This window comes from Prevotella lacticifex, from assembly GCF_019973375.1.
Lineage (GTDB): Bacteria > Bacteroidota > Bacteroidia > Bacteroidales > Bacteroidaceae > Prevotella > Prevotella lacticifex.
In genome coordinates, this window is record NZ_BPTV01000003.1 from 149459 (window position 1) to 175714 (window position 26256).

Annotated in this window: 20 protein-coding genes and 3 pseudogenes; 10 read left to right on the forward strand and 13 right to left on the reverse strand. The window is 48.0% G+C overall.

Translation table 11 applies throughout. The annotated features are described in order from the left end of the window. The 3 genes from LDN30_RS14400 to LDN30_RS14410 form a co-directional block, all read right to left on the reverse strand. The coding region (locus tag LDN30_RS14400) for a transposase (protein WP_223930036.1) at positions 1–962 on the reverse strand (962 nt) is incomplete at its 3' end. Positions 963–1119: 157 nt separating this feature from the next. Beyond that, positions 1120–1698: a DUF659 domain-containing protein gene (locus tag LDN30_RS14405; RefSeq protein WP_223930038.1), complete on the reverse strand. Its 579-nt coding sequence runs from the start codon at positions 1696–1698 to the stop codon at positions 1120–1122. Positions 1699–1727: 29 nt separating this feature from the next. Beyond that, on the reverse strand, positions 1728–2012 hold the full coding sequence (locus LDN30_RS14410; RefSeq protein ID WP_223925384.1) for a hypothetical protein: 285 nt from the start codon (positions 2010–2012) through the stop codon (positions 1728–1730). A gap of 184 nt (positions 2013–2196) precedes the next feature. On the opposite strand from LDN30_RS14410, the pseudogene LDN30_RS14415 reads away from it, so the two are divergent. From LDN30_RS14415 to ppdK, 3 pseudogenes are all read left to right on the forward strand, one after another. Then, positions 2197–2547: pseudogene (locus LDN30_RS14415) on the forward strand (alpha-amylase family glycosyl hydrolase); the annotation flags it as partial. Further along, a pseudogene (locus tag LDN30_RS14420) lies at positions 2544–3096 on the forward strand (EamA family transporter); the annotation flags it as partial. The pseudogenes LDN30_RS14415 and LDN30_RS14420, both read left to right, overlap by 4 nt. A 93-nt stretch (positions 3097–3189) precedes the next feature. After that, positions 3190–5912: pseudogene (gene ppdK / locus LDN30_RS14425) on the forward strand (pyruvate, phosphate dikinase). A gap of 192 nt (positions 5913–6104) precedes the next feature. Here ppdK and LDN30_RS14430 read toward each other — a convergent pair. Next, positions 6105–7319 carry an ISL3 family transposase gene (locus LDN30_RS14430; protein ID WP_223926253.1) on the reverse strand — a complete coding sequence of 405 codons (1215 nt, stop codon included), beginning with the start codon at positions 7317–7319 and terminating at the stop codon, positions 6105–6107. A 327-nt stretch (positions 7320–7646) separates the two neighbouring features. Between LDN30_RS14430 and LDN30_RS14435 the strand changes: the two genes are divergently transcribed. Beyond that, complete coding sequence (locus LDN30_RS14435; RefSeq protein WP_223930039.1) at positions 7647–9110, forward strand: tyrosine-type recombinase/integrase; 1464 nt, start codon at positions 7647–7649, stop codon at positions 9108–9110. A 107-nt stretch (positions 9111–9217) separates the two neighbouring features. Here LDN30_RS14435 and LDN30_RS14440 read toward each other — a convergent pair whose 3' ends face one another. The 4 genes from LDN30_RS14440 to LDN30_RS14455 all read right to left on the reverse strand — a co-directional run bounded on the left by LDN30_RS14440 (position 9218) and on the right by LDN30_RS14455 (position 13214). Beyond that, entirely contained in the window at positions 9218–10111 is an 894-nt protein-coding gene (locus LDN30_RS14440) for a helix-turn-helix domain-containing protein (RefSeq protein ID WP_223928260.1), read from the reverse strand. 37 nt (positions 10112–10148) lie between these two features. Next, positions 10149–10658: a hypothetical protein gene (locus LDN30_RS14445; RefSeq protein ID WP_223928261.1), complete on the reverse strand. Its 510-nt coding sequence runs from the start codon at positions 10656–10658 to the stop codon at positions 10149–10151. 1 nt (position 10659) lies between these two features. Further along, entirely contained in the window at positions 10660–11406 is a 747-nt protein-coding gene (locus LDN30_RS14450) for an SDR family NAD(P)-dependent oxidoreductase (RefSeq protein WP_223928262.1), read from the reverse strand. 608 nt (positions 11407–12014) lie between these two features. Beyond that, positions 12015–13214 (reverse strand): IS4 family transposase, encoded by a 1200-nt coding sequence (locus LDN30_RS14455; RefSeq protein ID WP_223928263.1) that lies wholly within the window; start codon positions 13212–13214, stop codon positions 12015–12017. A 682-nt stretch (positions 13215–13896) separates the two neighbouring features. On the opposite strand from LDN30_RS14455, the gene LDN30_RS14460 reads away from it, so the two are divergent. From LDN30_RS14460 to LDN30_RS14475, 4 genes are all read left to right on the forward strand, one after another. Next, complete coding sequence (locus LDN30_RS14460; RefSeq protein ID WP_223928264.1) at positions 13897–14526, forward strand: DUF3256 family protein; 630 nt, start codon at positions 13897–13899, stop codon at positions 14524–14526. Between the two features lie 590 nt (positions 14527–15116). Beyond that, entirely contained in the window at positions 15117–16451 is a 1335-nt protein-coding gene (locus LDN30_RS14465) for an MFS transporter (RefSeq protein ID WP_223928265.1), read from the forward strand. 34 nt (positions 16452–16485) lie between these two features. Further along, the gene (locus LDN30_RS14470; protein WP_223928266.1) at positions 16486–17154 is read left to right on the forward strand and encodes a bifunctional nuclease family protein; all 669 of its coding nucleotides are present in this window, start codon (positions 16486–16488) and stop codon (positions 17152–17154) included. A 177-nt stretch (positions 17155–17331) separates the two neighbouring features. Continuing rightward, positions 17332–18213, forward strand: a complete 882-nt coding sequence (locus LDN30_RS14475) for an RsmE family RNA methyltransferase (protein ID WP_223928267.1) — start codon at positions 17332–17334, stop codon at positions 18211–18213. Between the two features lie 147 nt (positions 18214–18360). On the opposite strand, the gene citC is transcribed toward LDN30_RS14475, so the two are convergent. From citC to citD, 5 genes are all read right to left on the reverse strand, one after another. Then, positions 18361–20109 carry a [citrate (pro-3S)-lyase] ligase gene (gene citC / locus LDN30_RS14480; RefSeq protein ID WP_223928268.1) on the reverse strand — a complete coding sequence of 583 codons (1749 nt, stop codon included), beginning with the start codon at positions 20107–20109 and terminating at the stop codon, positions 18361–18363. 22 nt (positions 20110–20131) lie between these two features. Beyond that, positions 20132–20881 (reverse strand): citrate lyase holo-[acyl-carrier protein] synthase, encoded by a 750-nt coding sequence (citX, locus tag LDN30_RS14485; RefSeq protein WP_223928269.1) that lies wholly within the window; start codon positions 20879–20881, stop codon positions 20132–20134. An 84-nt stretch (positions 20882–20965) separates the two neighbouring features. After that, entirely contained in the window at positions 20966–22498 is a 1533-nt protein-coding gene (citF, locus tag LDN30_RS14490) for a citrate lyase subunit alpha (protein WP_223928270.1), read from the reverse strand. Next, positions 22495–23385, reverse strand: coding sequence for a citrate (pro-3S)-lyase subunit beta (gene citE, locus LDN30_RS14495; protein WP_223928271.1), 891 nt, complete (start codon positions 23383–23385; stop codon positions 22495–22497). The genes citF and citE overlap by 4 nt, the downstream gene beginning before the upstream one ends. Before the next feature lie 66 nt (positions 23386–23451). Continuing rightward, on the reverse strand, positions 23452–23733 hold the full coding sequence (gene citD, locus LDN30_RS14500) for a citrate lyase acyl carrier protein (RefSeq protein WP_223928272.1): 282 nt from the start codon (positions 23731–23733) through the stop codon (positions 23452–23454). Positions 23734–24285: 552 nt separating this feature from the next. Between citD and LDN30_RS14505 the strand changes: the two genes are divergently transcribed. Both LDN30_RS14505 and LDN30_RS14510 read left to right on the forward strand, forming a co-directional pair. Next, positions 24286–25515, forward strand: coding sequence for a site-specific integrase (locus LDN30_RS14505; protein ID WP_223928273.1), 1230 nt, complete (start codon positions 24286–24288; stop codon positions 25513–25515). A 4-nt stretch (positions 25516–25519) separates the two neighbouring features. Then, a complete protein-coding gene (locus tag LDN30_RS14510; protein WP_223928274.1) occupies positions 25520–25891 on the forward strand; it encodes a hypothetical protein in 372 nt (123 codons plus the stop codon). Positions 25892–26256 lie beyond the last annotated feature (365 nt).

Genomic DNA, 26256 nt, shown 5'->3' on the forward strand with positions numbered 1-26256 from the left:
GCCTTCGGGTCGCGGAAAGAGTAGAGGAACTTGCCGTTTGACATTTTTTGCTTTTTGTATAGAATCGTTCCGTCCTTATAGTCTTTCAATGGCATTGTCGGCTCATCCATCTTGTAATTCTTTATGAACGCCGAATTCTGCTTCAACGGTATCAGGTATGCCAGTCCTTCCATCTTGTCGACTTTCTCAAAAAGCTTGTCGTTGTAGAAACCCTTGTCGAATACCATCAGACCATTCTTAATCTCATACTCCGCTACAAAGTCGTCTATCGCCGTCTGATCCAGCATGTTGCCTGCGTAAGGCTTTGCCGCTATGGGCTCACGCGTCAATGGGTTGAAAGCATACAGCAAGCTGATATCTTTGGAGCCTTTCTTCGCTCCCTTGCGCGAGAACTCCGACAGACTCCCCGTCTTGGCATTGTAGTCCTTGAGCATGCCATCGATAACCATGTCACCGCCGGTAAAGGTGTTCACCCTATTGCGCATGAACTCACAGATAAGGGAGTACGCCTTGCCTATCTTCACAAGAAACCCGGACACTGCCGTCTCAGACAAATGCACTCCCGGATACATCTCTGATGCAAATGAGCAGAGGTACTGTATCTGCAAGTCACGGTTCATGATGCCTCCATATGAAGCACGGAGCAAGGCAATGACATAGAGGCGCTTTGCATCGTCGAGATTCCAAACCTTGGCGAGTTCTTGAAGAAGTCCACTGCCGTACTTGTCACAGAGAGCCACCTCTCCATAATCTTTAATATCCACTTGATTTTTCTTGCGCATATATGAGCCCTCGACAAACTTGCCGTTTACAATTTCTCCTACCGTTCCTTGGTCTACGGGGATAGGCTTCCCGTTAATTCTTTTGCTCGTCCTTTTTATGACGACAAAACGACTGCCTCTCTGTCGGACTATCGTACTTTTGGGGCGGGCGACTGACTTTATCTCTTCTGGAATAGCCATAAATATGTATAGTATCTATATAATTAAAAGAACTATACAAAGGTACAAATAAATGGCCATATCTGCAAGAAATTACCAATAATATTGGCAAAAATAATTATGCAGAGACTAAAACAAGGGGAAGTTTAAACGGGCTTTCTACGAAAGAAAGCCCTTGCTAAGCCAGAAACGGCAAAGCAAGGGCCAAATTGTATAGTGTCTCAAATGGAGGTTTCTTTATTATATCCATAAATTCCTTGAAATCAGTTCTTTCCTTGTATTCGTCCTCAAGAATAAGACCAATCGTGTGACTGATGTCTCGATGGCGCGGGACATCAGCTAACTCTGCTCCCTTCCTGAGATTATGCCCGTTGTCGCTGACAATATATTTTGGAGTCTTTCCGATTTTGTCCTTCAGTTTTATTATCTCCCTTTCTACGTCTCCGGCTTTCCATGATGACGATACAGCCATTGCCAGCACCTCGACATCCCCATGCTTCAATGTCTTGCCCTCGTGCTGTGCTGGAGCTGCGAGAATAACCAGCAACTTCTGACTTCCGACGGTGATACTCTCGTCTATAATGATAGAGTATTCCTTCCCTCTGAACTTATTACATGAGTCAAGATACTCTACGATACCAGCCTTGAGCAGCCAATTCTCAATTGTCTGGTGTGATGGTATTACACCGAGGGCACCGCCGAGAAAGTCATTGAATAACTCCAATCCGTTGACGATTGAACGAAATCCGCATCCCATGCGGATGTACATGCACACGGCCAAAGCTATCACTTCCGCCCAGAATGAGTGTCCTTTAACTGGCGTGAAAGCAAGTCGAACAATTCCTCCGTCGTGTTCAGACTCAAACGACGTTTTTTTTTGAGCTCTGTATCCTTGGCCTTGCTCTCCTTCTTCAACTCCTTGTACTTGTCTTTCCATTTTTTACTACTCTTGTCTTTAGCCATAATTGAAGCTTCTAATTTTTTAATCTTAGCCGATGCTGCCTTTTCCTTCTCGTTCTTCTTAGCGAGTAATGCTTCCAGTCTCTTTATTTTTGCACTTTCTTTTGTCATAATATTTTACTTTACATTGTTATATTTTCTATGTAAAGGTACTAATATTCAATGACTTATGCAAATTATTAAAGTTAATATATACTATGGAATATGTTTATATAAGTTAAGAATAAATCCTTGTAAATCAAAAGCAATTATGAGTATAAAAACTGACTAAATTTTTGACAGCCTACCAAACAAGCCACAATATAACTGGGGTTACGACCCTCTTAACTACAACGTGCCGGAGGGTAGCTACAGCACCAATGCCCTTTGTCCCTTGACACGCATCAGTGAATTTAAACAGATGGTCCATTCACTTCATAATGCAGGCATACGCGTAATCCTCGATGTGGTGTATAACCACACCTTCGACATCGCGAACTCTAATTTCCAGAAAACCTATCCCGACTACTTCTTCCGCAAGAACGCCGACGGAATATATTCAGACGGTAGCGGCTGCGGTAACGAGACAGCAAGTGAGAAACCGATGATGAGGCAGTTCATGATAGAGAGTGTGAAATACTGGATTAATGAGTATCATATTGACGGCTGAACGGCTGGCAGTGGATTGGTGTGGTTCCTTGCCGTTGCGTCATTTTTCATGCTTAGTAACAGCAGCAAGAAAGAAGGAATCGACTTCAAGCACGACCATTGGATATACATGGTTGTCGGTTCTGCATTTTTGGGAGCAGTCAGCGGTCTCTATGACCGTTATCTAATGGCTCCTGTGAACGAGGGTGGGGCAGGTCTTGACAAAATGATAGTTCAAAGCTGGTACACATTCTACCAGTGCATCATGATGGGTGTGGTGCTAATCGTGCTATGGTGGCCTACACATAAGAAAACCACACCTTTTCATTGGAACTGGTTTATTGTCGGAGTAAGTCTTTTCCCAAGTGCTGCCGATTTTGTGTATTTCTATTCGTTATCAATACCAGATGCTATGATCAGCATTGTATCAATGGTACGCCGTAGTAGCGTTGTGGTCAGTTTCCTTTTCGGTGCGGCGTTCTTTCATGAGAAGAATCTTAAGGCAAAGACACTCGACTTGATACTTGTTTTGCTGGGTATGATTTTCCTGTATATCGGCTCCGAATAAAAAAAACATAGAAATATTTTGTGGAATAAAAAAAACATTATCTTTGCACAATTGAAAAAATCTTTATTATAAACGATTAATAAAATCAAAAGTATGAGTCAGAAAAGAGTTTACCTGTTCGGCAACGGCAAAGCCGAGGGTAATGCACAAATGCGTGAGGAACTTGGCGGCAAAGGTGCTAACCTTGCCGAGATGAACCTGATTGGTGTTCCCGTTCCTCCAGGTTTCACCATCACTACAGACTGCTGCAACGAATACTATCAGGTTGGCCAGCAGAAGATCATGGAGCTCCTCAACGACGACGTGATGGCTGCCGTCAAGCATATTGAGGGTCTGATGAACTCGAAGTTCGGCGACAAGGAGAATCCCCTGCTTGTCTCTGTACGTTCGGGTGCTCGCGCCTCTATGCCGGGTATGATGGATACCATTCTGAACCTGGGCTTGAACGACGAGGTGGCAGAGGGTATGGTGAAGAAGACCAACAATCCCCACTTTGTTTACGACTCCTACCGTCGTTTCGTACAGATGTACGGTGACGTGGTGCTGGAGATGAAGCCCGTCAACAAGGAAGACATCGACCCGTTTGAGGAGATTATTGAGAAGGTGAAGGCCGAGCGTGGTGTGAAGCTGGACAAGGACCTGAGCGTCGACGAGCTGAAGAAACTCGTACAGCTCTTCAAGGCTGCCATCAAGGAGCGCACCGGCAAGGACTTCCCCAACGACCCCATCGAGCAGCTCTGGGGGGCCATCTGCGCCGTGTTCCGTTCTTGGATGAACGAGCGCGCCATCCTCTATCGCAAGATGGAAGGCATCCCCGACGAGTGGGGTACCGCTGTCAGCGTGATGGCTATGGTATTCGGTAACATGGGCGATACCTCTGCTACCGGTGTATGCTTCAGCCGCGATGCTGCCAATGGTGAGAACGTGTTCAACGGTGAGTATCTGGTCAATGCTCAGGGTGAGGATGTCGTAGCCGGTATCCGTACTCCCCAGCAGATTACCAAGCTGGGTTCTCAGCGCTGGGCTGAGCGTGCCGGTATCTCTGAGGAAGAGCGCGTAGCCAAGTATCCTTCTATGGAGGAGGCTATGCCTGAGATTTATCAGCAGTTGAATGGTATCCAGGAGAAGCTCGAGGAACACTATCGTGATATGCAGGATATGGAGTTCACCGTTCAGGAGGGCAAGCTGTGGTTCCTGCAGACACGTAACGGTAAGCGTACTGGTGCCGCTATGGTGAAGATTGCCATCGACCTGCTCCACGAGGGTAAGATTGACGAGAAGACTGCCATCCAGCGTTGCGAGCCTCAGAAGCTCGACGAGCTGTTGCATCCCGTATTCGAAAGAAGGCACTGACCCAGGCCAAGGTGATTGCTCAGGGTCTGCCCGCATCTCCTGGTGCTGCCTGTGGGCAGATTGTATTCCACGCTGACGATGCTCAGGAGTGGCACAAGGATGGTCACAAGGTTGTGCTCGTTCGTATCGAGACATCTCCTGAGGACCTCGCCGGTATGTCTGCCGCAGAGGGTATTCTGACTGCTCGTGGTGGTATGACCTCTCATGCAGCTGTGGTGGCTCGTGGTATGGGTAAGTGCTGCGTGTCTGGTGTTGGTTCGCTGAATGTTAGCTATAAGGACAAGACCGTTGAGATTGACGGCATAGTATATAAGGAGGGTGACTATATCTCTCTGAATGGTACCACTGGTCAGGTTTATGCCGGTGAAGTTCCTACCAAGGCTGCCGAGCTTTCTGGCGACTTCAAGGAACTGATGGATCTCTGTGACAAGTACACCAAGCTGCAGGTTCGCACCAATGCTGATACTCCACACGACGCGCAGGTTGCTCGCAACTTCGGTGCCAAGGGTATCGGTCTGACACGTACCGAGCACATGTTCTTCGAGGATAAGAAGATTATCGCTATGCGCGAGATGATTTTGGCTGATAATGCTGCTGGTCGTGAGAAGGCTCTGGCCAAGCTGCTGCCTTATCAGAAGGCTGACTTCAAGGGTATTCTCGAGGCTATGGACGGTCTGCCTGTCAACATCCGCCAGTTGGATCCCCCATTGCACGAGTTCGTTCCCCACGATTTGGCTGGTCAGGAGACGATGGCTAAAGAGATGGGTGTCAGTGTTGAGGACATCAAGCGTCGTGTTGACTCATTGGCTGAGAACAACCCCATGCTGGGTCACCGTGGGTGCCGTCTGGGTATCACCTTCCCCGAGATTACCGCTATGCAGACCCGTGCCATCCTCGGTGCTGCCTGCGAGCTGAAGAAGGAAGGCAAGAATCCTATGCCGGAAATTATGGTTCCGCTGATTGGTACGCTCTATGAGTTGAAGCAGCAGAAGGAAGTCATTCTGGAGGCTGCCAAGGAAGTATTCGCCGAGTATGGCATCGAGGTTGAGTTCGAGATTGGTACGATGATTGAGATTCCTCGTGCTGCCCTGACTGCCGACCGCATTGCTACTGAGGCTCAGTACTTCTCGTTCGGTACCAACGACCTGACTCAGATGACCTTCGGTTACAGCCGTGACGACATTGCTTCGTTCCTGCCTGTTTACCTCGACAAGAAGATCCTGAAGGTTGACCCGTTCCAAGTGCTCGACCAGAAGGGTGTTGGCAAGCTCATCAAGTATGCCGTAGAGAAGGGTCGCGAGGTGCGTCCCGAGCTCCGCTGCGGTATCTGCGGTGAGCATGGTGGCGAGCCCAGCTCTGTGAAGTTCTGTGCCAAGATCGGCATGAACTACGCCAGCTGTTCTCCCTTCCGCGTGCCCATCGCCCGCCTCGCCGCCGCGCAGGGCGCTCTCGAATGTGAATAATTTTCGGATTTTTGAGATACATAAAAACGCAAGTGCTTGATAACAAAGCACTTGCGTTTTTTTGTATCTCTCCCAAAACGTGTTTTTTCGGGAAACATTTCTGAAATTACAAATCACTGATATACAATTAGTTATATTTTTAGAAAATGCCATTCCGTGTGCCAATAGGTAGTTCTGCTTCAAATTTGTGGTTCATCCGACAAATCGTGTGATTTTGTCATTATGCAAATTGAAAAGTCTTAACTTAAAATAGTCAATGTCCCGGTAGCCATAGGCGTTTCTCTTCAAGACTTTTATTTTATTGTTGATCCCTTCTACTTTTGCATTGCTTGTCCTACATTTGTAATAAGCCAGGATTCCAGTTCTGTAAGCGGCGATGGAATTACCCAGCTTTTCAAGGGTGGGAACTTTTGATTCCCGAGCCTGTTTTATCCAGTCATCCAGCACAGCTTCTCCTTCTTTATATGAGTCCTGCTTCCATACTTCTTGCAAGTATTCATTGAGAATGTAGGCTTTGCTCAGAGGTTCGTTCATCTTGATTACGTTATCCAATCTCTTCTTTTCATCCTCTGTAAAAATATCCTTATCATGGCGCAACAACAGCCAGCGCGTTCCCTTTATGACTTTTCTTTTTTCTAAGTCCTTCTCTTGATTATAGACCTCTCTTCTGACTTTGTCCAAGGCTTCGCCTGCCAGTTTCTGCACATGGAAGTGATCGAAAACGTGAATGGCATCAGGTAGGTTTTTCTTAATCGCAGAGATGAACGCAGCGGACATGTCTGAAGACACGGACTCTATCTTCGCGCCGCTTCTCTTCAATTTGGGCCAGAACTTCTTCAAAGAATCGATTCCTTTGCCATCTCCGACATGTATAATGGCACCACTCAACATGTCGACCACAATAGTCAGATAGACGTGTCCCTTCCTCAAAGCGAACTCATCAATACCAATGTGCTTGACATCCTTGATATCTATATGAGAAAACTTATGATTGAGATAGTTCTTGTGGATATCCTTCACCGTATCCCAACTCAGACCGAGATAGTGGGCTACATCTTTTATCGTCATTCTATGAAGCAGTTCTATCACGAGCCTTGCCAAACGATGTGTATAGCGCTGCTTGCCGGTAACGAAATGAAGATCCTCATAGACATCAGCACCACATGTCTTACACTTTAGACGACGCACCTTTACATGTAAGATTGATTGCTTGGTACCAATGTTGACACTGCGGATTTTACGAATCTTGAACCCGTTGCGTACGACAACGTGACTATGGCAACATTCACATCGAGTTTTTACATCTCTTTTTTGGATATGATGAATAATAGTATTACCTTTGTACTCAGTCTTAGTGCATTCGAAGTCCCTGATTCCGTATGCATAATAGATATAGCTGGTGTCCATTTGTCTTGTTTTTTTTAATCACTTACAAAGGTAATGGATTTCCAGCTATTTTCTTTACATCATCCACACTTTATCACACGATTTGTCGGATGAACCAAATTTGTTTACCAAAATATGAGCCTGTTTACCAAAAATTTGAGTGCGGTTATTGCGGCTGATTTTTTTGCTTTATATGCATAATGTACATACCATTGTGCAAACACTTTTCCGTGTGTCAATAGGTTGGTCTATAGTAAAATTTACCTAGATTTGAGCGAGCCTTATGAAACCTGAATTATATTATATGAATGCGCACTATTGCGTATAATCATATAATATACATTTGATATGGCAACATTAAAAGCTACTGTAAAATCAAAAAGGAAAGATGGTATGTATGTCGTGTACATACGTTTTGCCCACAATCGTAAAGTTTCTTATCTAAGGACTTCATGGATGGTTAACGATAAGGGGCTGAGTCGGAACAAAAAGGATATTCTTGATCCTTTCGTTATTCAACAAACCTCAAAATTGATTGATCAATACTACAACACTCTGAATAGGATTGACACACAAGACTGGACGGTCAAGGAAATTGTGGACTATATTCAGAAAGGGAAAGATGGAATATCGTTCTCAATGTACGCTCGTAAGCATATAGAGAAGATGAAAGCTAGAGGTCAGGAAAGGACTTCACGCGACTATAAGTGGGCACTTTATAGCCTGGAGAAGTTTGCTGGTGATAATGAGATCATGTTTTCCCAATTGACCTACTCATTCCTTTCCCGATGGATAGACTCTATTTCCCAGACGGCAAGGTCTAAAAACAAATACCCAATCAACATCAGACAGATTCACAAAGCTGCCATGTTGGAATACAACGATGAGGAAAGAGGTATTCTGTTAATCACAAACCCTTGGCCCAAGATTTCAATACCCAAAGAAGATACACCAAACAAGAGAGCAATAAGCCCCAATATGCTTCGCAGGTTCTTCGCCGTTGTTCCCGACTTCAGTAGATTCACGCATCCGCTCCAGGAACTTGGACAGGATATTGCGCTGATAAGCTTCTGTATGTGTGGCATCAACAGCATTGATTTGTTCTATGCGAAAAAGAGCCAGTATCACAATGGCATTTTCCACTATAACAGAAGAAAAACAAGTAAATCCCGTTCCGATAATGCATACTTTGAGATAAGGGTGCCACAATTTATAAAGCCCACATTCGAGAAGTACTTGTCCAAAAACATAGAATCTCCCTGGCTGTTTGACTTTCAAGACCGCCTGAGCACATCAGACTCATTCAATGCCAATATCAATGCTGGCATCAGTCAAATCTGCAAGAAAGTCTCACCTGATTTCCATGCCAGCCTGTATTCCTTCCGTCATTCATGGGCAACGATAGCGCAGAATGGATGTGGAGCCTCACTTGGTGACGTTGACTTTGCACTTAATCACTCTACTTTCAAACTGGCACGAGTTTATACGAAAATAGATTACTCGCCGGCATGGGAGTTGAATGAGAAAGTCATTGACTATGTTTTCTTCAGTAATGAAGATATAGAGAAATCTGAAGACGCAAATACTTTTTTTGAGAGAATGTCGAAGTACAATCTTATCAGAGGAGAGGCTTTCATTTGTGGTAACCGTGTATGTGTAATCGAGGACTCTGGATTTACAAATGTCGAACAGGTCATAATGAAACTTCTTGTTTCTTTACCTAACGACATATCACGACCATCCAAGGTTCAGATAAAGATTACAAATCTTGATAAGAAGCAAACGCAGTTATATCAGAGGCTAATTCAGTGATAGACACATAAACGTTGGTACGATTGACCTCACGGAAACCCAGAAATCCTCAAATTTGGAATTTGAGTTGTATTAGATGAAGAAACATGCTAAGTATGTTCCCCGTATTATCCTATCTTTCGGAACTCCTGCGGGGTCTGGCCGGTCTGCTTTTTGAACAGGCGGGAGAAGTACTGGGGGTACTCGAAGCCGAGGGCGTAGGCTATCTGGCTGACGGTGTCGGTGGTCGTGGTGAGGCGGTGGCGGGCCTGAGCGATGAGGTGCTGCTGGATGAGCTGCTGCGGACTATTGCCCGTCTGGGCTTTTACGAGGTCGCCGAAGTAGTTGGCCGAGAGGTTCAGCGCGTCTGCGAAGTAGCGCACGGTGGGCACTCCCTGACGTGCGGCTAGGCCTCGGGCAAAATAGTCGTCGAGCAGGACGGTGAAGCGCTGCATGAGCTGGCTGTCGACGGGTTCGCGGGTGATGAATTGGCGGTCGTAGAAGCGCACGCAGTAGTTCAGAATCAGGGCGACGTTCTGCGCCATCAGCTGGCGGGTGTGGCGGTCGATGCCGCGTTCCAACTCTGTCTCGATGTTGCCGAGGATGTCGTGCAGCTGCTGGCGCTCACGCTCCGATACGTGCAGGGCCTCGTTGACTGAATAGCCGAAGAAGGTGTAGGGCGACATCGATAATCCCTGCATCAGTGCCGGCGAGAAGATGAGCATCACGCCCTGGTAGCTCTGTTCGAGCGTGCCCAGCTCAACGTCGTGGTCGGGGGCGAAGAAGAGCAGCGTGCCGTTGTCGTAGTCGTACTCGTTGCGCCCGTAGCGCACGGTGCCGCAGCGTGCATCCTTGTAAACCACGCAGTAGAAGCCAAACGTATAGCGGGTGTTGCCAAACGAGCTGCAATCAGCAAGGTCGTCGAGATGGATGACCTCAATGAGCGGATGGCGGACATCGTCACGTCCGAGGGCATGCATGAATGCCGACACGGTGGGGAAATGGATTTGTCTTATCTTCATGGCGCAAAGATACAAATTTTTTCGCAGATAATGACTATCATCCTACATTTTCTATCTTCACGGTGTCCAACTCTTGCTGATAAATCACGCCACGCTCCTTCGAGAAGAAATCAATTGTCAGGGCGGCGAGGGCTACAAGGATGAGCGCAAGGGCAGATGCTCGGAGCCAGGGCTTATCGCAGAAGGTGAACACACAGACAGCGATGACCATCATGACGGCAGAGACGATGATGGTCTGCGGATAGATCTTCATGAAAGCAGCCACGCGAGCCTTCTCGCTCTCCAGAAACTTCTCAGGCAACTCCTGGTATTGTTCCACGAACTGCTTGCTCCGCTGATGATTATTATAGGCTAATGCAGCTCCACCTCCGATAAAGATTACCGCCACCACCGTCAATGGCAGAATGATGGCGCGAGCCGACTCCGACGAGCCCCAACGCCATGCCACAAGGGCCAGCAGGAGGCATACCACGCCTCCTGCAACCATTGCCAGATCCTCCTGAATTTCGCCAGTCAACCATTTGTTGGTATAGTCAATCAGTTCCATATTATCTACAATTATAACCGCCGTCAACGTTGAGGATGGTACCTGTCAGGAATTTGTTGTCGGGACTAGCCAGATAATAGATAGCCAGGGCAATGTCCTGCACCTCGCCCATGCGATTCATCGGATGGATGGCAGCAATGCCCTTCTCATCATAAGCCCCAGCCTCGATAGCGTGCTTCAGGATGTCGGTCTTGATGGCACCGGGAGCAACGGCGTTGATGCGGATACCTTGCTGGGCGTAGTCGATGGCAGCAGCCTTGGTCAGTCCCACCACGGCGTGCTTAGTTGCGCAATATTGTGCGGTGTAAATCAGTCCGTTGAGTCCTGCGATAGATGCCAGATTGACAATCGTGCCACCGCCCGTCTTCAGCATGGCGCGGATGGCATACTTCATGCCGTAATAAACGCCCAGGACGTTGGTGTCCAGCTGCTGCTTGAACTCGTCCGTCTCGGTGTCAGCCAGCGGTGCGGCACCCAGCGAGATGCCAGAGTTGTTGACAATGCTGTCCAGCTTGCCGAACTTGGCCACCGTCTGCTCGATGACCTGAGCCACCTGCTCCTCGTTCGTCACATCCAACTGGAAGAAGGTCATATCCAACCCCTCGTTCTTGGCTTCCTCGACGAATGCCTGACCCTTCTTTTCACTTCTACTTGTAATAACCACATTCCAACCGTTCTTTGCAAACTGGTAAGCCGTAGCCTTACCGATACCTGTTGTACCACCCGTAATGATAATTGTTCTCTTCATAACCGCAATTTTTTTTAAGTTATTAAAACTGTTATTTATTTTCGGCTGCAAAGGTACGACGATTTCACCGAACCATCGCTAAATAAATTACTGAAAGGTGTATACAAATTACTGATGGGGTGATTTTCCTTATTTTTTTACGCTAAACTTTGCCTTATACTGGCTGGGAGTCATGCCAAGAACGCGCTTCACGTAGCGGGTGAAGTAATTGGTGGTGTTGAAATCCAGCTGATAGATTTTGAGTCATATAATCGGATTACCTTGGGTAGATGAAGACACAATAGTTACCATTGCAACCTAATTTCATCGTCTCACGAAAGTAGAAATGGGAGATTTAAGAGATCAGTTTTTTCAGTTAAAAGGAAAGTGGAATGAGAAGGGGAGAGCATAAATTGGTTCATCTTCAGTAAAAAGAAAAATGTGATTTTTTGGGAAACATCAAGTCGTTTCATTCTGCAAAGTTTAGGTTTACGTTTACCCATGTATATATACATGCCTCTCTAAACTTAAACATTAAACCTTCAATCTCCTGATTTGGGTTTACTACACCTTATTCACTAGTGTCCACTTAAATCCTTTAACATTCGGCTTTGCTTACTGATTGTAACTTACCATTCGTCGAAGGGTATTTCTAACTGAATATATTTGTTGTTGTTAATTATCTCACGTTTATTTTCAAGAAGTAATTCTTCTTGACAACTGCTTAACAGCTGTCTCAGTGGCATCTTTATCAGTAGTGAAGTCGACAAGACTCTTAGTACCTCGTATGTTGTCATTTCCTCAGCCATTTCTGTCTCTATGATAGACACAAGGCAATAGGTTGTGATAGCTGCGTATACTTGAATTTTTACTGCATTCTCTGTCGTGCCATAGAATTCCTTTATGCGTAGATGCTGCTTCATCCATTTGAAGAAGAGCTCAACGCTCCATCTGTATTTGTACAGCAGGGCTACGTCTTCCGCTGACACTTCAATGTTGTTCGTGTAAAAAACGAAGGTACGGTTCTTTTCTTTGTCATAGAATACGATTCTCCGCAATGGCTTAGAATATTGCTTCTTGGTCTTTTGACCGGTAAGCTTAATCAAAGTGTCTGACATGACCCCCGTCTTAGGATTGTTGTATCGCTTATCTTCTACTACTTCGTAAACCATCCTTTGTTTTTCTCTCACAACGAAGAATGCCCCAACCTTGTCAATGGCATATAATTGCTTTGTGTCCATGTATGCACGGTCAAAGATATAAAAACTGTCCACCTCATATGGAATCTGATCCATGACTTGCGAGTCGTGTATTTCCGCGCCAGTGATTATGGCAAACGAAGGAATGCTGTTCTTGACATCAAATAGTGTATGTACCTTTACGCCACTTTTTCCGTGATGAAGCTTCGTCCACCAAAACACAGACAAACATAAAGATATAGTGGTAGAATCAAACGCATACACATTGTTGCTAATGAAGAAGTCCTTTAAGCCTGTGCGTTTCTCTCTTGCTATTGATATAAGTTTGAGTGCATACTCCTCAAATATTCTTGGGTCGCGTTGCTCGTTGGCTTTGGACAAGTTGCTCCTCGATACGTTGGCTCCAAACCCGAGGTGATGAAACATATTGCGAAAGGGAGCGAGTGATGTCACCAAGTCTCTTAGACTTTCTCTATTGGAGAGTTGACCGTATATCAAAACAAGGAGATGATTCCAACAAGTGAATGACTTTACCCACTTATTGCCGTCATATTTATTTACAAGACAATCAAAAGCTCGTTTGGGCAAGAACTTGCAGACCTGAGTGAAGATGAACTGACCTTTGTGCATATTTTACGATGTACTTACAATTTGTAACTTTTGACTATAGCCATGCAAAGGTACAAAATTGAAAAGTACACGTAAAGTATATGCTTGTAAATGTCTGACCTAAGGGCAGTTTAAGCGAATGTTAAAGGATTTAAGTGGACACTAGTGCACCTTATTATATATATAAGAACATCTAAACTTAAACCTAAACTTATGGCATTGAATTCCATCCATTTTTCTTTTAATCGAAACAAGAAATTGGTAAATGGATGTGGTTATTGCCTTAATTTATATTAAAAACAGACACGTTCTGCAAGAAAAACGTGCAAAACGAGCGTAATGTCATGAGAAATTATTAATTTTGCAAGTAAAATTTGCAGAACGTGCTGAAAAGTCGTAATGCAATCTGTGTTCTAACAATAGTGTTTAACAATTAAAATATCGAAAAGTAGTCGAAGTGGCAAAAATGGTCGGATATTTTGAGGAAATCGGGTGCAGAATGTGCAGTATATGCTCATAATGTTTCCCAAATGTTTCCCAGATTCGCCGTAAAGTGCTGATAATCAGTTCCCGTTAGCCGCCGCACAGGCCGCTGTCGAGGAGAGTAAGTAATCCAAGACTACTTATTATCATCTAAATAGTACGGACGCCGGTGCCACTGTGCACTGGAGCCCGTCTCTTTATATAACAAATCACTAATCACATGAAGAAAATAATAACTGTCATCACCGTCCTCATAGCCGCGACAGCCTTGGCTGCGGCACAGAACAAAATGGTGGGACTGTTCAACACGATGCCGGCATCATGGCTGACATATCTCGACGCGTCGGAGCGGCAGTCGCTTGCCGACAGCGCCAATGCCAAAGGTAAGGCCGTAGTGGTAAACAATCTCGGCGACAGCACAGCCATAGAGGCCGTCGGCAGTAACTATCTGCGGCTGAAGTGCAACAAAGCGCACACCATGGAGATGATGCTGCTCATGAGGACAGCGGAGAAGGACTCCGTCGTATGCCTCGTCAGCACCTATAAGGGTCCTGCAAAGGAGAGCACCGTAGCCTTCTTCGATACACGCTGGAACCGGCTCAGCGACAATCTCGCACCGACGGTAACAGCGCAGCAGCTCCTTCAGAAACCCGACACCATGACCGACGCCGACTTCAAAAGTCTGGTCGAGAATCTCGACCCACAACTCGTAGCCGCCAGCGTGTCGCCAAAGGAGCAGACGCTCACCTACACTGTCTCCATTCCCGAAGTGCCAAAAGACAAAATAAAGCAGTTAAAAGGCATTTTATTGCAAAGAAAGTTTAAGTGGAACGGAGAAAAATTTAATTAGTGTTAACTATAGGAATTTTCTCGAAGAAATACTTGTTTCTTTATGAGAAATGATATACCTTTGCATCGTGTTTTTCATGGTATTAGATTATTAAGGTTAATTTTATGAGATTGGTTGTCGTGAGACAACCAATTTTTTTTGTGCCTATACGAAAGGCATCCGCAGATTTTGTCAGCAGCAGAGGAGGATAGGGTAAGTGGTCATCATCAACCGACGAACATACGGCATTGTGCGTTTCGTGTCAACACATTGATAATTAACATATTGCACACATCCCACGTAGAATGGCAGGGATCTGCAAGGTATGAATTATAAATAATTTACATTGGAATCACGAAGCCCAAAACTGTTATCACATTACGGCAGTAGAACAGGAATAAACCGAATCAATCAAACTTTTTATCGGAATTATCAGCGTTTTATAGCCTTTCTTTCGTCATGGAGCAATGTTTTTCTCATATAAAACTTGCTCGTTCAATCTATTCTTAGTAACTTTGCCAAATAAATATACAATCAGCCGTGGCCATGCCGCAGCTCTAACTGAAGACAAACCGCTAAACAAGTAATACGGTCAAATACATCTGAAAGAAATGAATCTGAAATTACGACTTATCATCATGAACTTTCTCGAGTTCGCCGTTTGGGGTGCTTATCTCACATGTATGGGCAACTACCTCGGCGTGGCCGGACTCGGGGCTGAAATCTCGTGGTTCTATGCCATCCAGGGCATAGTATCAATATTTATGCCGACACTCATCGGCATCGTCGCCGACAAATGGATACAGCCTCAGCGGCTCCTCGGCATCTGCCATCTCTTGGCCGGAACGTTCATGATAATGCTGTGGTATATGGGTATGACGGCCGGCTTTGGCAACGCCGTCGGCAACAAAGCCCTTTTCATAACCATCTACACCCTCAGCGTGGCCTTCTATATGCCTACGTTAGCACTGTCGAACACTACCGCTTTCACCATCCTGAAGAACAACGGCGGCGACACCGTCACCGACTTTCCGCCCATCCGCTCCTGCGGTACCGTAGGATTCATCATTACTATGCTCTTTGTCAACAGCGCGGTGTGGGACAATGGCTCCTTCACGCTCACTCTGGCGCAGAACGCTCATAAGTTTCAGTACACATACAATCAGTTCCTCGTCTCGGGACTGCTGAGCATCATCATGTTCCTCTATGTCTTCACCCTGCCGCAGTGTAAGCTCGTAAAGAAAGACCCGTCGCAGCACCGCAGTCTCGCTCAGCAGATGGGACTCGATGCCTTCAAACTCTTCAAGGAGAAGCGCATGGCACTGTTCTTCATCTTCTCGGCTCTCCTCGGCATGTCGCTGCAGGTGACGAACAGTTTTGCAGGACCGTTCATCTCGAGTTTCCAGGGCAGTAGCGACCCGGTGGTGGCATCGTCGTTCGCAGCCAGCAACGCTACTCTGCTGACATCGATATCACAGGTCAGCGAGGCTTGCTGCATCCTCCTCATACCCTTCTTCATGAAGCGCTACGGCATCAAGGGTGTCATGCTTATAGCCATGTTCGCATGGGTGCTAAGGTTCGGACTCTTCGGACTCGGCAACCCGACAATGCCTGGAGTGCTCCTTTTCATCCTCTCGTGTATCGTCTATGGCGTGGCCTTCGACTTCTTCAATGTCTCCGGAGGAATTTTCGTCGATAAGGAGTGCGATCCCTCGATAAAGGCGTCGGCCCAGGGCTTGTTCATGCTTATGACCAACGGTCTCGGCGCAACGATAGGAACGCTGTCGGCCGGTGCCATCGTCAACCACTTCTGCACATGGCAGCAAGTGGGCGACACTTCCTATCTCATGGGCAACTGGCCCGCATGCTGGTTTATCTTTGCCGGATTCGCCCTCTGCGTCTTCGTGGCCTTCGCCCTTGTCTTCAAACCGAAGAAAACCGACTAATAACCACCTACATATTATATAAGGAGAAAACAACTTGAGAAAGGTACCACTGATATTTCAGGGAGTCTCCGAGATTCTCGAAGGTCCCGAGCTCGGACTCATCACCCTCACCGACAAGATGAAGGAGCGGCAGATAACCATTGTCTGCGACAAGGCAATGGAATATCAATTCGGACTGCGGCTGAACCCAAAGACCCGCACCGACCGTCTGCTGCCCGAGGTGCTCACCACGGTGGTAAAGCAACAGGGTGAGATGCGCTTTGAGGTGCTCATCAGCGATGTCGTCGACGGTGAATACCGCTGTCTGCTCGTCAACGAGTCGACATTCGAGTCGCTGCCAATGCGCGCCAGCGATGCCATACTCTTTGCCCTCATCAGCAACACACCGATATACATCGACTATAACCTGATGATGCGGCAGAGTGTGCGCTACAGTGCCAACGCCAACGGTATGGCCATACCAATCAACGCCCTCAGCGACAGTATGTTGAAGAAGTCGATGGAGAATGCCATCGCCGACGAAAACTACGAGTTGGCATCTTATCTGCGCGACGAGATTAACAAGCGGAAGAAAAGCGAAAAGAAGAACAGCGACGATAACATCGATGACATCCTCAACAATATCACCGGACCCAAGGACAATAATGCGAAGGATCGTCCCACAGATGACGACGACGATGACGACGACGTTTTTCCATTCTAAATCGGTCGCAGTTCCACAGCTATAATCGAGTTTTTTATCTCCGGTTGCCTATTAATAATGAAGGAAGGCCGCTATCCGACAAGAGAATTCGTGAGATTAACGAGGATCATAATTTAGTCACCGATAAATAATAAAGGAGGGCCGTTATCCGACATCCAACTTCTATAACGAAAAATAATGAAAGAAGAACGCTTTTTCTATGTTCCCGACGCAGCCAAGGCCTTAGAGCTCCCCGAGGAAGAGGCTAAGCACGCCATTCGCGTCCTCCGTCTGCATGAGGGCGACAGCATCTATCTGCAGGACGGTGACGGCACGTTCTACCATGCTCTGCTCACCCTCGTCAACAATAAGCACTGCTATTACGACATTACCGAGTCGATGCCACAGGAGCGCACATGGCGGGGCCACATCCATTTAGCCATAGCCCCGACGAAGATGATGGAGCGCATAGAGTGGATGGTGGAGAAAGCCACGGAGGTGGGCATCGACGAGATAAGCTTTCTTTCGTGTAAGTTCTCCGAGCGAAAGGTCATCCGCACCGACCGCATAAGAAAGATTGTGGTAGCAGCTTTCAAACAGAGCCGAAAAGCTTGGATGCCGACGGTCAACGAGATGGTTCCGTTCCACGATTTTATCTCCCGCCAGCGCAAAGGCCGGAAGTTTATCTGCCACTGCTACAACGAGATAGAACGGGCCGACTTCTTCACAGCTATAAACAGCGGGGCTATTATCGGTGGTGACAAATCAAATAGCGATTCAACAGATGCAAATGGTTCCATTGTCGGGAATGGCAGTTCTACAGGTGCAAATGGTTCCATTGTCGTAAATAGCAGTTCCACAGAAGCAAATGGCTCCATTGTCAGCACTAGCCCAGGCTACGATTCTTCCGCTGGCGACATTACAGTCCTTGTGGGTCCCGAGGGCGATTTCTCAATTGATGAGGTCCGCGAGGCTCTTGCCAACGGCTACGAGTCGGTGACCCTTGGCACGAGCCGTTTGCGCACCGAGACAGCGGGACTCTCCGCTGTGATGATGGCTAATCTCTCGCGCCGCTGCTGACAGATTAATTCCAGGATGGCATTGACGAGGGGGGATTGTCGACGTCAGAATACCAGTATTTCAGGATGGCATTGACGAGGGGGATTATCGACATCAGAATATCAGTATTTCAGGATGGCATTGACAAGGATTGTCGACATCAGAATATCAGTATTTCAGGATGGCATTGACAAGGATTGTCAGCGCCAACATATCCGCGGCACCACCCGGCGATATATTGTGCTTTATGAATTCCTCATCCATATCCTCGAGCGACTGCATAGAGAAGTGGTCGAGAAGCACGCTGCTCGAGTGTTTCACTCTTTCGGCCACATCTTTTCCCGCCCTAAAATAAATGTTCGTATCGTCGAGCATCGACATAATCTTCAACAGCATTTTTTGATCCCGATGACGGTCGTCGCGCAGAGCACGGTAGTAGGGCACCCACACATCGAACAGCTGGCGGTATCCTGTGGCAGCGTTGTCACGTGCTCCCGTAACCTTCTCTTTATCAGCTACTCGTGCGCCGTGCGTTCCCGATGTCCGTGGCCATCGGCTTCCGATGTCCGCTATGACCCTTGAGAGGTTCCCGGCATCCACATTCCCATCATAATTATTATAGCACCACATCGCTGCCGCCACTGTTATCCCCAACGAGAAGAGGGCCCCGCGGTGAGTGTTGACGCCGTTTGTCGTCCGCAGCATACATCGTTCAGCCTCAACACCAGTCTGCTGAATATCGGCGATGCTCAGTGGCGATGAACTGTTGCCGAGTTGAGCCAACCGGACGAAGTAAGGGCGCAGCGCATCGATGCTCCTCTGCATGAGGATAAAGTCCATGTCGCTGTGGGCCCCGTTGTTGGCCTTGTCGACGAGACCCGGTTTCGGTGTAGTAGCGAGTTCACGGCTCAGAGCGTCGACGGCAAACTTCGCCATGACGAACGGACGCGTCGACGGTGGCACCTCAGCCATGGCAGCGTGCATGCGGTTGGCAGCAATGAGTTTCCTCACGTTCGATGCCGACACCGCTTGACCGTTCTTCTCCACACGGTCGATGCATCTGACGGCTATCCCACACTGCGGCAGCCGCTCCATCATTGCCTCATTGTACCGACGCGTGAGCTGGTCGAAGGGCTCGCTGCCGACAAAACGCACCGTGGCACCGAGGGCCGGAGCAATATAGCGGCAGAATATCTGCAAGTCGATTTCTATCTGCTGCTGTGTGACGACATCGACTTTCTTGAGGAAATAAGTGGGGAAGGTGGCTTTCGATATCGAATAAGCACTGCCCTCACAAACCGTCACGTTCGTCAGATTCTCCGTTGCACGGCAAATCATCTCTCGACGCTCCTCGTAGTTGAATCCCACACTTCTGTCGAGGAGCGGGATGATATAGAGGTTGTCGACATGCCGCGCGGCATATTCCACTAAGTACTTGTGTCCCAAGGTGAAAGGATTACAATTCATCACGACCACCCCCGACACTCCGGGCTTTGCGAGAGCCCGGAGTTTATCAATATAACGGTTCAGCGGCTGACGGCTATTCTCCATGAACACTACGTTGTCGGTTGTGGCTATAGTATTGAAAGCCAACGACTTGAAGATGTCCTCATATTTTGGTTTGGTGAAAACTTTCACCGTCGGGAATCCCCTCCGCTGAACGATTTCCATGAGATGCGTCACGAGTCGGTTGGCGAGATGCTCGTCGCTGACAGCATCGTCGACGGCTATGCAGCGGATGGTGTCGCGCAGCAGTCCACCGGCAGCAACAATGGTATCATCGCCCGATGGTGAGATGGCTGCATAGTAATCGGTTTTGTCCAGGTCGATGCCATGACGGTGCAGGAAGTTCTCAACCTTCAGTCGCGTCGGAGCGTAAGCCACCGGCATCTCGTTGATTTCGTAGTCTGCGTACATATTCTCAAAACTCTTTCAGAGGTTATCGTTCATCAAATAATCCATCGCTATTTACTCTCTGTCGTTTATATTCTTCGATAATCTCTGCAATCTTTTTCATTATTTCTTCCTGCGAGTGCGCCAGACTCCTCATGCAGTGGCGGGCCTCTCTGCCGCATATCAGACATCGGCGTGGCGTCAGACCCACCTCCTGCCGTGAAATCGGAGTGGCATCAGGCCGCAGCACGTCGATATCGAAAAGTCGGCCGAGGATGTGGCTGCTCTCTATTCCGCACATCCGCCGTTTTATCTCCATTGCATCACCCTCGACGAGCCAATAACCTTCGAAGCCCGTTCTGAGGTCACGTTCCATCACTGGCTTCTCGCCCGTGGCCCCGACGATGGCTTCCACAGCGGCACGAGCCACCGTCAGCGACCACGCATTACGCTTCACGCGTCCCGGCATAACCACAGTGAGAACAATCTCAACGCGGCGGGAGCTATTGTATTCTACATCAACAATTTGCGGAGATGTGACAGAAGATGTTTCTGTAAGCGCAAAACCTGATTTTGTGACGGCAGAAGATAATTCCGCAGCAGTAGAAGAATGGCCTTTATCAGCCGAAGATAATCGCGTAGCAGCTGACGATAGCCCTTTGTCGACCGACGTCGGTGCATAGCCCTCGGCATCGAGTCCGAGAAGATGGCGTTCCGTTGCCCAGCGCCGGTCACGGCTCTCGAGGAGTTCTTCGAGGGTTATAGCCTCATCCATCATAAAATTTTCTCCGTTCATAAAAATGTGGGATGGCAGCTCGCATCATTTTTTATGACATCTCGTTGCCATCCCCATGAGTATCACATTATTACATTAAAACCTTCAAAGGATATTCCTTATCACATCCATCACCTCACCATTGCGGTTCATCACCACACCGACGACCTTATCGCCGAAGGGCAGGGGAGCGGGCGTTCCGATGACATGCAGGGCTCGCTCGAGCAGACTTTCGAGGGTCACTATCCTCAGTCCGGCGGCAGCGAGGCGCTCGGCAAGATCCGGGCGCCGCGGGTTCACGGCAACGCCATACTCCGTCACGACAACATCGACGGTCGGTCCCGGCGTTATCAGCGTTGTCACCTCATCGACGATACACGGTATACGACCGCGGAGCAAAGGACAGACGACAATGCTCAGTGCTGAGTCGGCGGCGGTATCGGGATGGCCTCCTATGGCTCCTCTGATTATTCCGTCGCTGCCCACCAACACGTTGACATTGAAGTTGGTATCTACCTCCAAAGCCGAGAGGATTACGATATCGAGGAATTTCGTTGCCGCACCGGGCTCGTCGGGCGACGCATATTCGTTTGCCGACACCTCCTTGTGCTTGGGATCGTCGCGCAGACTCTCCGCGGCAACTCTGTCGAACGACTGGACGTCAATGAGGTGGTCGATGAGTCCTTCCTTATGCAGTTTAACCATGTGCGACGTGATTCCACCGAGTGCAAACGATGCTTTAACGTTCTGCTCTATCATACTCTGTCGCAGATATTTAACTACTGCAAGCGAAGCACCACCAGAACCCGTCTGAATGGAGAATCCGTTGCGGAAGTAACCACTGTTGACTATCACCTTACAAGCCGTTTTGGCCAGGAGAATATCACGTGGATTCTTAGTATCGCGTATGGCTCCAGACGCAATCTTCGACGAATCGCCGACACTGTCAACCACCACGACGTAGTCGACATCGTGCTCCGATATTGATGTCGGAGTGTTCGGATAATCGACGAGATCATCGGTGAGGATCACGGTTTTATCGGCATAGCGTGCATCGGGCAGCGCATAGCCCAATGAGCCGCAAATCGACTTCGCGTTTGGCGATCGGCTATAACCGCAGGCGTTGCCCATGGGGTCGCACGATGATGCACCGAGAAAGGCCACATCGATGTGAAGGTCGCCGTTGGCCACAGCACTTCCGCGGGCACCATGCGACCGGAATACTACGGGATTGTCCATCAGTCCGTGCGACACGGCCTTGGCCAATTCGCCCCGCATTCCGGAGGTGGAGATGTGGGTGACGACACCATTGCGTATATGGTTAATGAGCGGAGTGTGGACATCGTTAAGGCTCGACGCAGCTATGCGGATATCCTTGAATCCCATCTCTGCAATCTTATCCATAACGAGATTGAGCACCTTGTCGCCACTGCGAAAATGATGATGGAAGGATATCGTCATCCCGTCGCGAAGTCCACAGCGGCGGATAGCCTCCTCAAGGCTTACAACCTTCTCGCTTGTGGCCTGCGACTCCTTTCGCGGTACTGTTATCTTCCGTTCGCCACCATGGTAAACACCTTTATGGAAACTGTCGGCAATGCGTCCGATGAGTTTCTGTCTCTCTTCGTATCCTTTCATGACAAATCCTCCTTCTTTAAAACCCCTGCGGCAATGGCAAGGTCTATTGTGTGTTGAGCACGGATGACCACCGGCTTGTCAATCATCTTTCCGTTGAGGGCTATGACTCCCGACCCTCGGCGTGCGGCCTCATGAAGGGCACCGACGATGGCTACGGCCTTGTCGATATCCTTCTGCGACGGGGTAAACACCTCGTTGACAATCTCTATCTGTCTCGGGTTGATAATCGATTTTCCGTCGAAACCTAATTTCTTTATCGTCTCCACCTCACGCCGGAAAGCGTCCATATCGTTGAGATTGGAGAATACCGTATCGATACAGTCGATGCCCGCAGCACGTGCCGCCACAACAATGGTCTGACGGGCCAAGAGCAGTTCCGTTCCCTCGGGCGTACGCTGGGTCTTAAGGTTAGCGCAGTAGTCCTCGGCACCGAGAGCTATACCCATCATCCGCTTCGACGCTGTGGCTATGGCGTAGGCGTTGACAACGCCGAGGGCACTCTCTACGGCGGCCATAATCTTCGTTCTGCCCACACAGCCGAGCTCCGTCTCCACCTTTTCTATAGCTGTCTCCACCTCACGCACCTCGTCGGCGGTCTCCGTCTTCGGCATTCTCACCACATCGACACCGGCCTTGACTACAGCCTCTACGTCCTTGTGGCCGTAAGGAGTGCTCAGGGGATTGATGCGCACCACCATCTCAATGTTTCCGTAGTCGACGGTGCGCAAAGCGTTATATACCAACAGTCGTGCAGTGTCCTTCTCGGCAAGCGTCACCGAGTCCTCCAGGTCGAGCATGATAGAGTCGGGACCATAGATGAAGGCATCCTGCATCATTCCGGGGTTGTTGCCCGGAACGAACATCATCGTTCTTCGTAGTCTGTCCATAATAAGGTTTATTCGAAATTAACAAAAAGCGTTAGTAGACACATCAGTGCGGCAACGGACTGCATCTTAGTCCTGCCACACATCTTTCCCTGTGGCGCGCACCACGGCGGCAGTGGCCCTGGCGCGGATAGTGCAGTCGAGAGCCCCCTTGTCGGTGGCGCGAACGTAAGCCTGACCGATGCCCATGCCCTTGAGGGTGTCGGCAATAACCTTCTTTATCTGGTCGCCAAACTGATAGGCAACAGTACTCTCCAAGTCGATGGTAAGGCCGGGGGTGTCGGAGGGCTCAATCTGGATGAGGATGTCGCCCGATTCCAGTGTCCCGGCAAAAGCATTCTTTATTTCCATAGTCTTCGCTGTTTGGGTTAACAATGTTGATAATTAGCGGTTTTGTTATTTTTGTTCAAAGCTACAAATAAATTCTGAGATTCCAAGGCCAAAAGACGTTTTTATGATTTTTTTACAGTCGACGACAGCCTTGTCGCTGATAATCAAAATGACTATACATATTATATAAAGTCATAATTATTCCGGTTAAGTTGATTGTCCGGTGCAAAGTTACAAAATAATGCTGAAATAGAAAAGCATTTTTCGTAGATTAACGCAGATAAGCCCATAAATAAAGGCAAATGAGCGCAATTTGAGTAACTTTCGCCAAGAGGCCCTACGCAAATCGAGGCAGATTGCGGAACGACTTAGGTCTCTTATTCGTAACCCGATTGGGCTATGGTCGAAAGTTAAACTTTCTTAATGGACTACGCAAATCAAGGCAGTTCACGGCAGTTCGAACCGTTTTCACACTTCGCGTTTTTCTTTCCTAAATCTGCCGCGATTTGCGTAGTGGTTTTCTCCCAGAAAGGTATTACTTTTGCAGCCCGAATTTTAAAACGATTAAGAAGAATGAATAGAAGCACATTTTCGGTATTGTTCTACGTGAACAAGGGTAAGGTCAAGAACGGCATAGTACCAGTGATGGGACGAATCACCATCAACGGTACACAGAGCCAGTTCAGTTGCAAGCGGAGCATCCCGCTGACGATGTGGGACGTGAAAGGCAACTGTGCCAAGGGCAGAAGCAGGGAGGCACTTGACTTGAACCGCGACCTTGATAATATAAAGGCTCAAATCATCAAGCACTATCAGCACTTGTCTGACAGGGTGTCCTTTGTTACTGCCGAGATGGTACGCAATGCTTATCAGGGATTTGGCAGCGAATACGAAACCCTGTTGGGAGCATTCGACAAGGACTTAGCCAATCTCAAACGTCGTGTCGGCAAGGACAGGGCAATGGGAACATACAAGTTGCAGTTGAGGTCAAGGAACTATGTCGCGAACTTCTTGCAGATGTGCCACAGACGCAGCGACATATCCATGCAGGAACTGACACCCGACTTCATCAAGGAGTTTGCCGTGTACCTCAGCAATGACCGAGGACTTGCAAGTTCTACTATCTGGCTGTCGTGTATGCACCTGAAAGGAGTTGTAGGACGTGCCCACGACAACGGCAAGATACAGCGCAATGTCTTCGCCCAGTTTCATATCAGCCCCAAATGTAAGGAACGCACATACCTGACAGAAGAGGAACTTAGGACGGTGATGACGCATGAGTTTGAAGATGCCAACCTCGCCTTTATCCGTGACCTTTTCGTTTTCATGAACTTCACGGCACTCTCTTTTGTGGACTTGAAGGAACTGACTACGGACAACATCGTGGAGATTGAAGGTGACAAATGGATAGTAGGCAAGCGCCACAAGACAGACGTCCCCTATCAAGTGAAACTATTAGATGTTCCCTTGCAAATCATCGAGCGTTATCGCACCTTTCTCAAGGAGAATCCGAAGTCAGTATTCGGTGAGGTCAACTATTGGAGTGTCTGCAAGAAACTGAAGACGGTGATGAAGGAATGCGGTATAGACAAGCCTATCTCCGCTCACTGTGCAAGGCACGGGTTTGCTACGATGGCTTTAACCAATGGCATGCCCATTGAAAGCGTTAGCCGGGTATTGGGGCACACAAACATTGTGACCACCCAGATTTACGCAAAGATAACTACGAAGAAGTTGGATAACGACCTGACGATGTTGGCCAATAAGTTAAACGCATCATTCAGTAACATCAAAACTGTATAAGCATATGGAACAGAGAAACATCATTGAGTGGACTGAGTATAGTGAGTACAGAGAACTGACTATACCGAGTGGAGAGATTTGGATGAGTGAGTCCGAACTGGTCGACCTTTTCGGAGTGTTCATCCCCAAGTTAAGAAACACCATTCAAGCCCTCTACAAAGAAGAACTGGCAAAGCCTTACGAGGCAGAGCGAACAATCAAGCAACAACGCAACCTATACCTTACCGTATATAATATGGAGGTCGTTCTGTTACTTGCTTTCCGCTTTAACTCCTATCAGGCAAGGGCTGTCCGCAAAGAATTGACAGAGCGTATCAGCCGAGACCACAAGCCCTTTGAGGTGATACTGACTGCTACTAAAGGAAAAGGGAATTAGCACCGAGAACGGTAGAGAGGACTTAGGACAGACATTCAGGAGGATAGTTGGTGTGTTGGAACGGTGGCGCGTTCTAACACACTACTTCTATCCCTCCTTCAGTCCATCCGTCCGTTGCAATGTTGCAACATTTTGGAAGCATACTGCGATGGAATCATGCTGACGCAGGTACGGATATTTCCCACAAGCGGAAAATACCGTAGCCTATTAGGGGATTTTTCGAGCCGCATTGTTACCACAACGCTAAAAATCCCCAATAGGCCGAGGGGCTGCACCCCTCTGGACTCCCTGCCAAGAATGTCGGCACAAGCCGAATATGAACAGGAACGAGAAACGAATATGAACATCGTAAACGAACAAACTAA

Excerpts from the sequence above, each read along its gene's own strand:
- LDN30_RS14460 (WP_223928264.1), top strand. The coding sequence starts at position 13,897 with ATGAAGAAAATAATAACTGTCATCACCGTCCTCATAGCCGCGACAGCC.
- LDN30_RS14510 (WP_223928274.1), top strand. The coding sequence starts at position 25,520 with ATGGAACAGAGAAACATCATTGAGTGGACTGAGTATAGTGAGTACAGA.
- LDN30_RS14455 (WP_223928263.1), bottom strand. The coding sequence starts at position 13,214 with ATGCACAAAGGTCAGTTCATCTTCACTCAGGTCTGCAAGTTCTTGCCC.
- citE (WP_223928271.1), bottom strand. The coding sequence starts at position 23,385 with ATGGACAGACTACGAAGAACGATGATGTTCGTTCCGGGCAACAACCCC.
- LDN30_RS14430 (WP_223926253.1), bottom strand. The coding sequence starts at position 7,319 with ATGGACACCAGCTATATCTATTATGCATACGGAATCAGGGACTTCGAA.
- LDN30_RS14440 (WP_223928260.1), bottom strand. The coding sequence starts at position 10,111 with ATGAAGATAAGACAAATCCATTTCCCCACCGTGTCGGCATTCATGCAT.
- LDN30_RS14450 (WP_223928262.1), bottom strand. The coding sequence starts at position 11,406 with ATGAAGAGAACAATTATCATTACGGGTGGTACAACAGGTATCGGTAAG.
- citD (WP_223928272.1), bottom strand. The coding sequence starts at position 23,733 with ATGGAAATAAAGAATGCTTTTGCCGGGACACTGGAATCGGGCGACATC.
- LDN30_RS14445 (WP_223928261.1), bottom strand. The coding sequence starts at position 10,658 with ATGGAACTGATTGACTATACCAACAAATGGTTGACTGGCGAAATTCAG.
- citX (WP_223928269.1), bottom strand. The coding sequence starts at position 20,881 with ATGAACGGAGAAAATTTTATGATGGATGAGGCTATAACCCTCGAAGAA.
- citF (WP_223928270.1), bottom strand. The coding sequence starts at position 22,498 with ATGAAAGGATACGAAGAGAGACAGAAACTCATCGGACGCATTGCCGAC.
- LDN30_RS14505 (WP_223928273.1), top strand. The coding sequence starts at position 24,286 with ATGAATAGAAGCACATTTTCGGTATTGTTCTACGTGAACAAGGGTAAG.
- LDN30_RS14475 (WP_223928267.1), top strand. The coding sequence starts at position 17,332 with ATGAAAGAAGAACGCTTTTTCTATGTTCCCGACGCAGCCAAGGCCTTA.
- citC (WP_223928268.1), bottom strand. The coding sequence starts at position 20,109 with ATGTACGCAGACTACGAAATCAACGAGATGCCGGTGGCTTACGCTCCG.
- LDN30_RS14405 (WP_223930038.1), bottom strand. The coding sequence starts at position 1,698 with ATGGGATGCGGATTTCGTTCAATCGTCAACGGATTGGAGTTATTCAAT.
- LDN30_RS14465 (WP_223928265.1), top strand. The coding sequence starts at position 15,117 with ATGAATCTGAAATTACGACTTATCATCATGAACTTTCTCGAGTTCGCC.
- LDN30_RS14410 (WP_223925384.1), bottom strand. The coding sequence starts at position 2,012 with ATGACAAAAGAAAGTGCAAAAATAAAGAGACTGGAAGCATTACTCGCT.
- LDN30_RS14435 (WP_223930039.1), top strand. The coding sequence starts at position 7,647 with ATGGCAACATTAAAAGCTACTGTAAAATCAAAAAGGAAAGATGGTATG.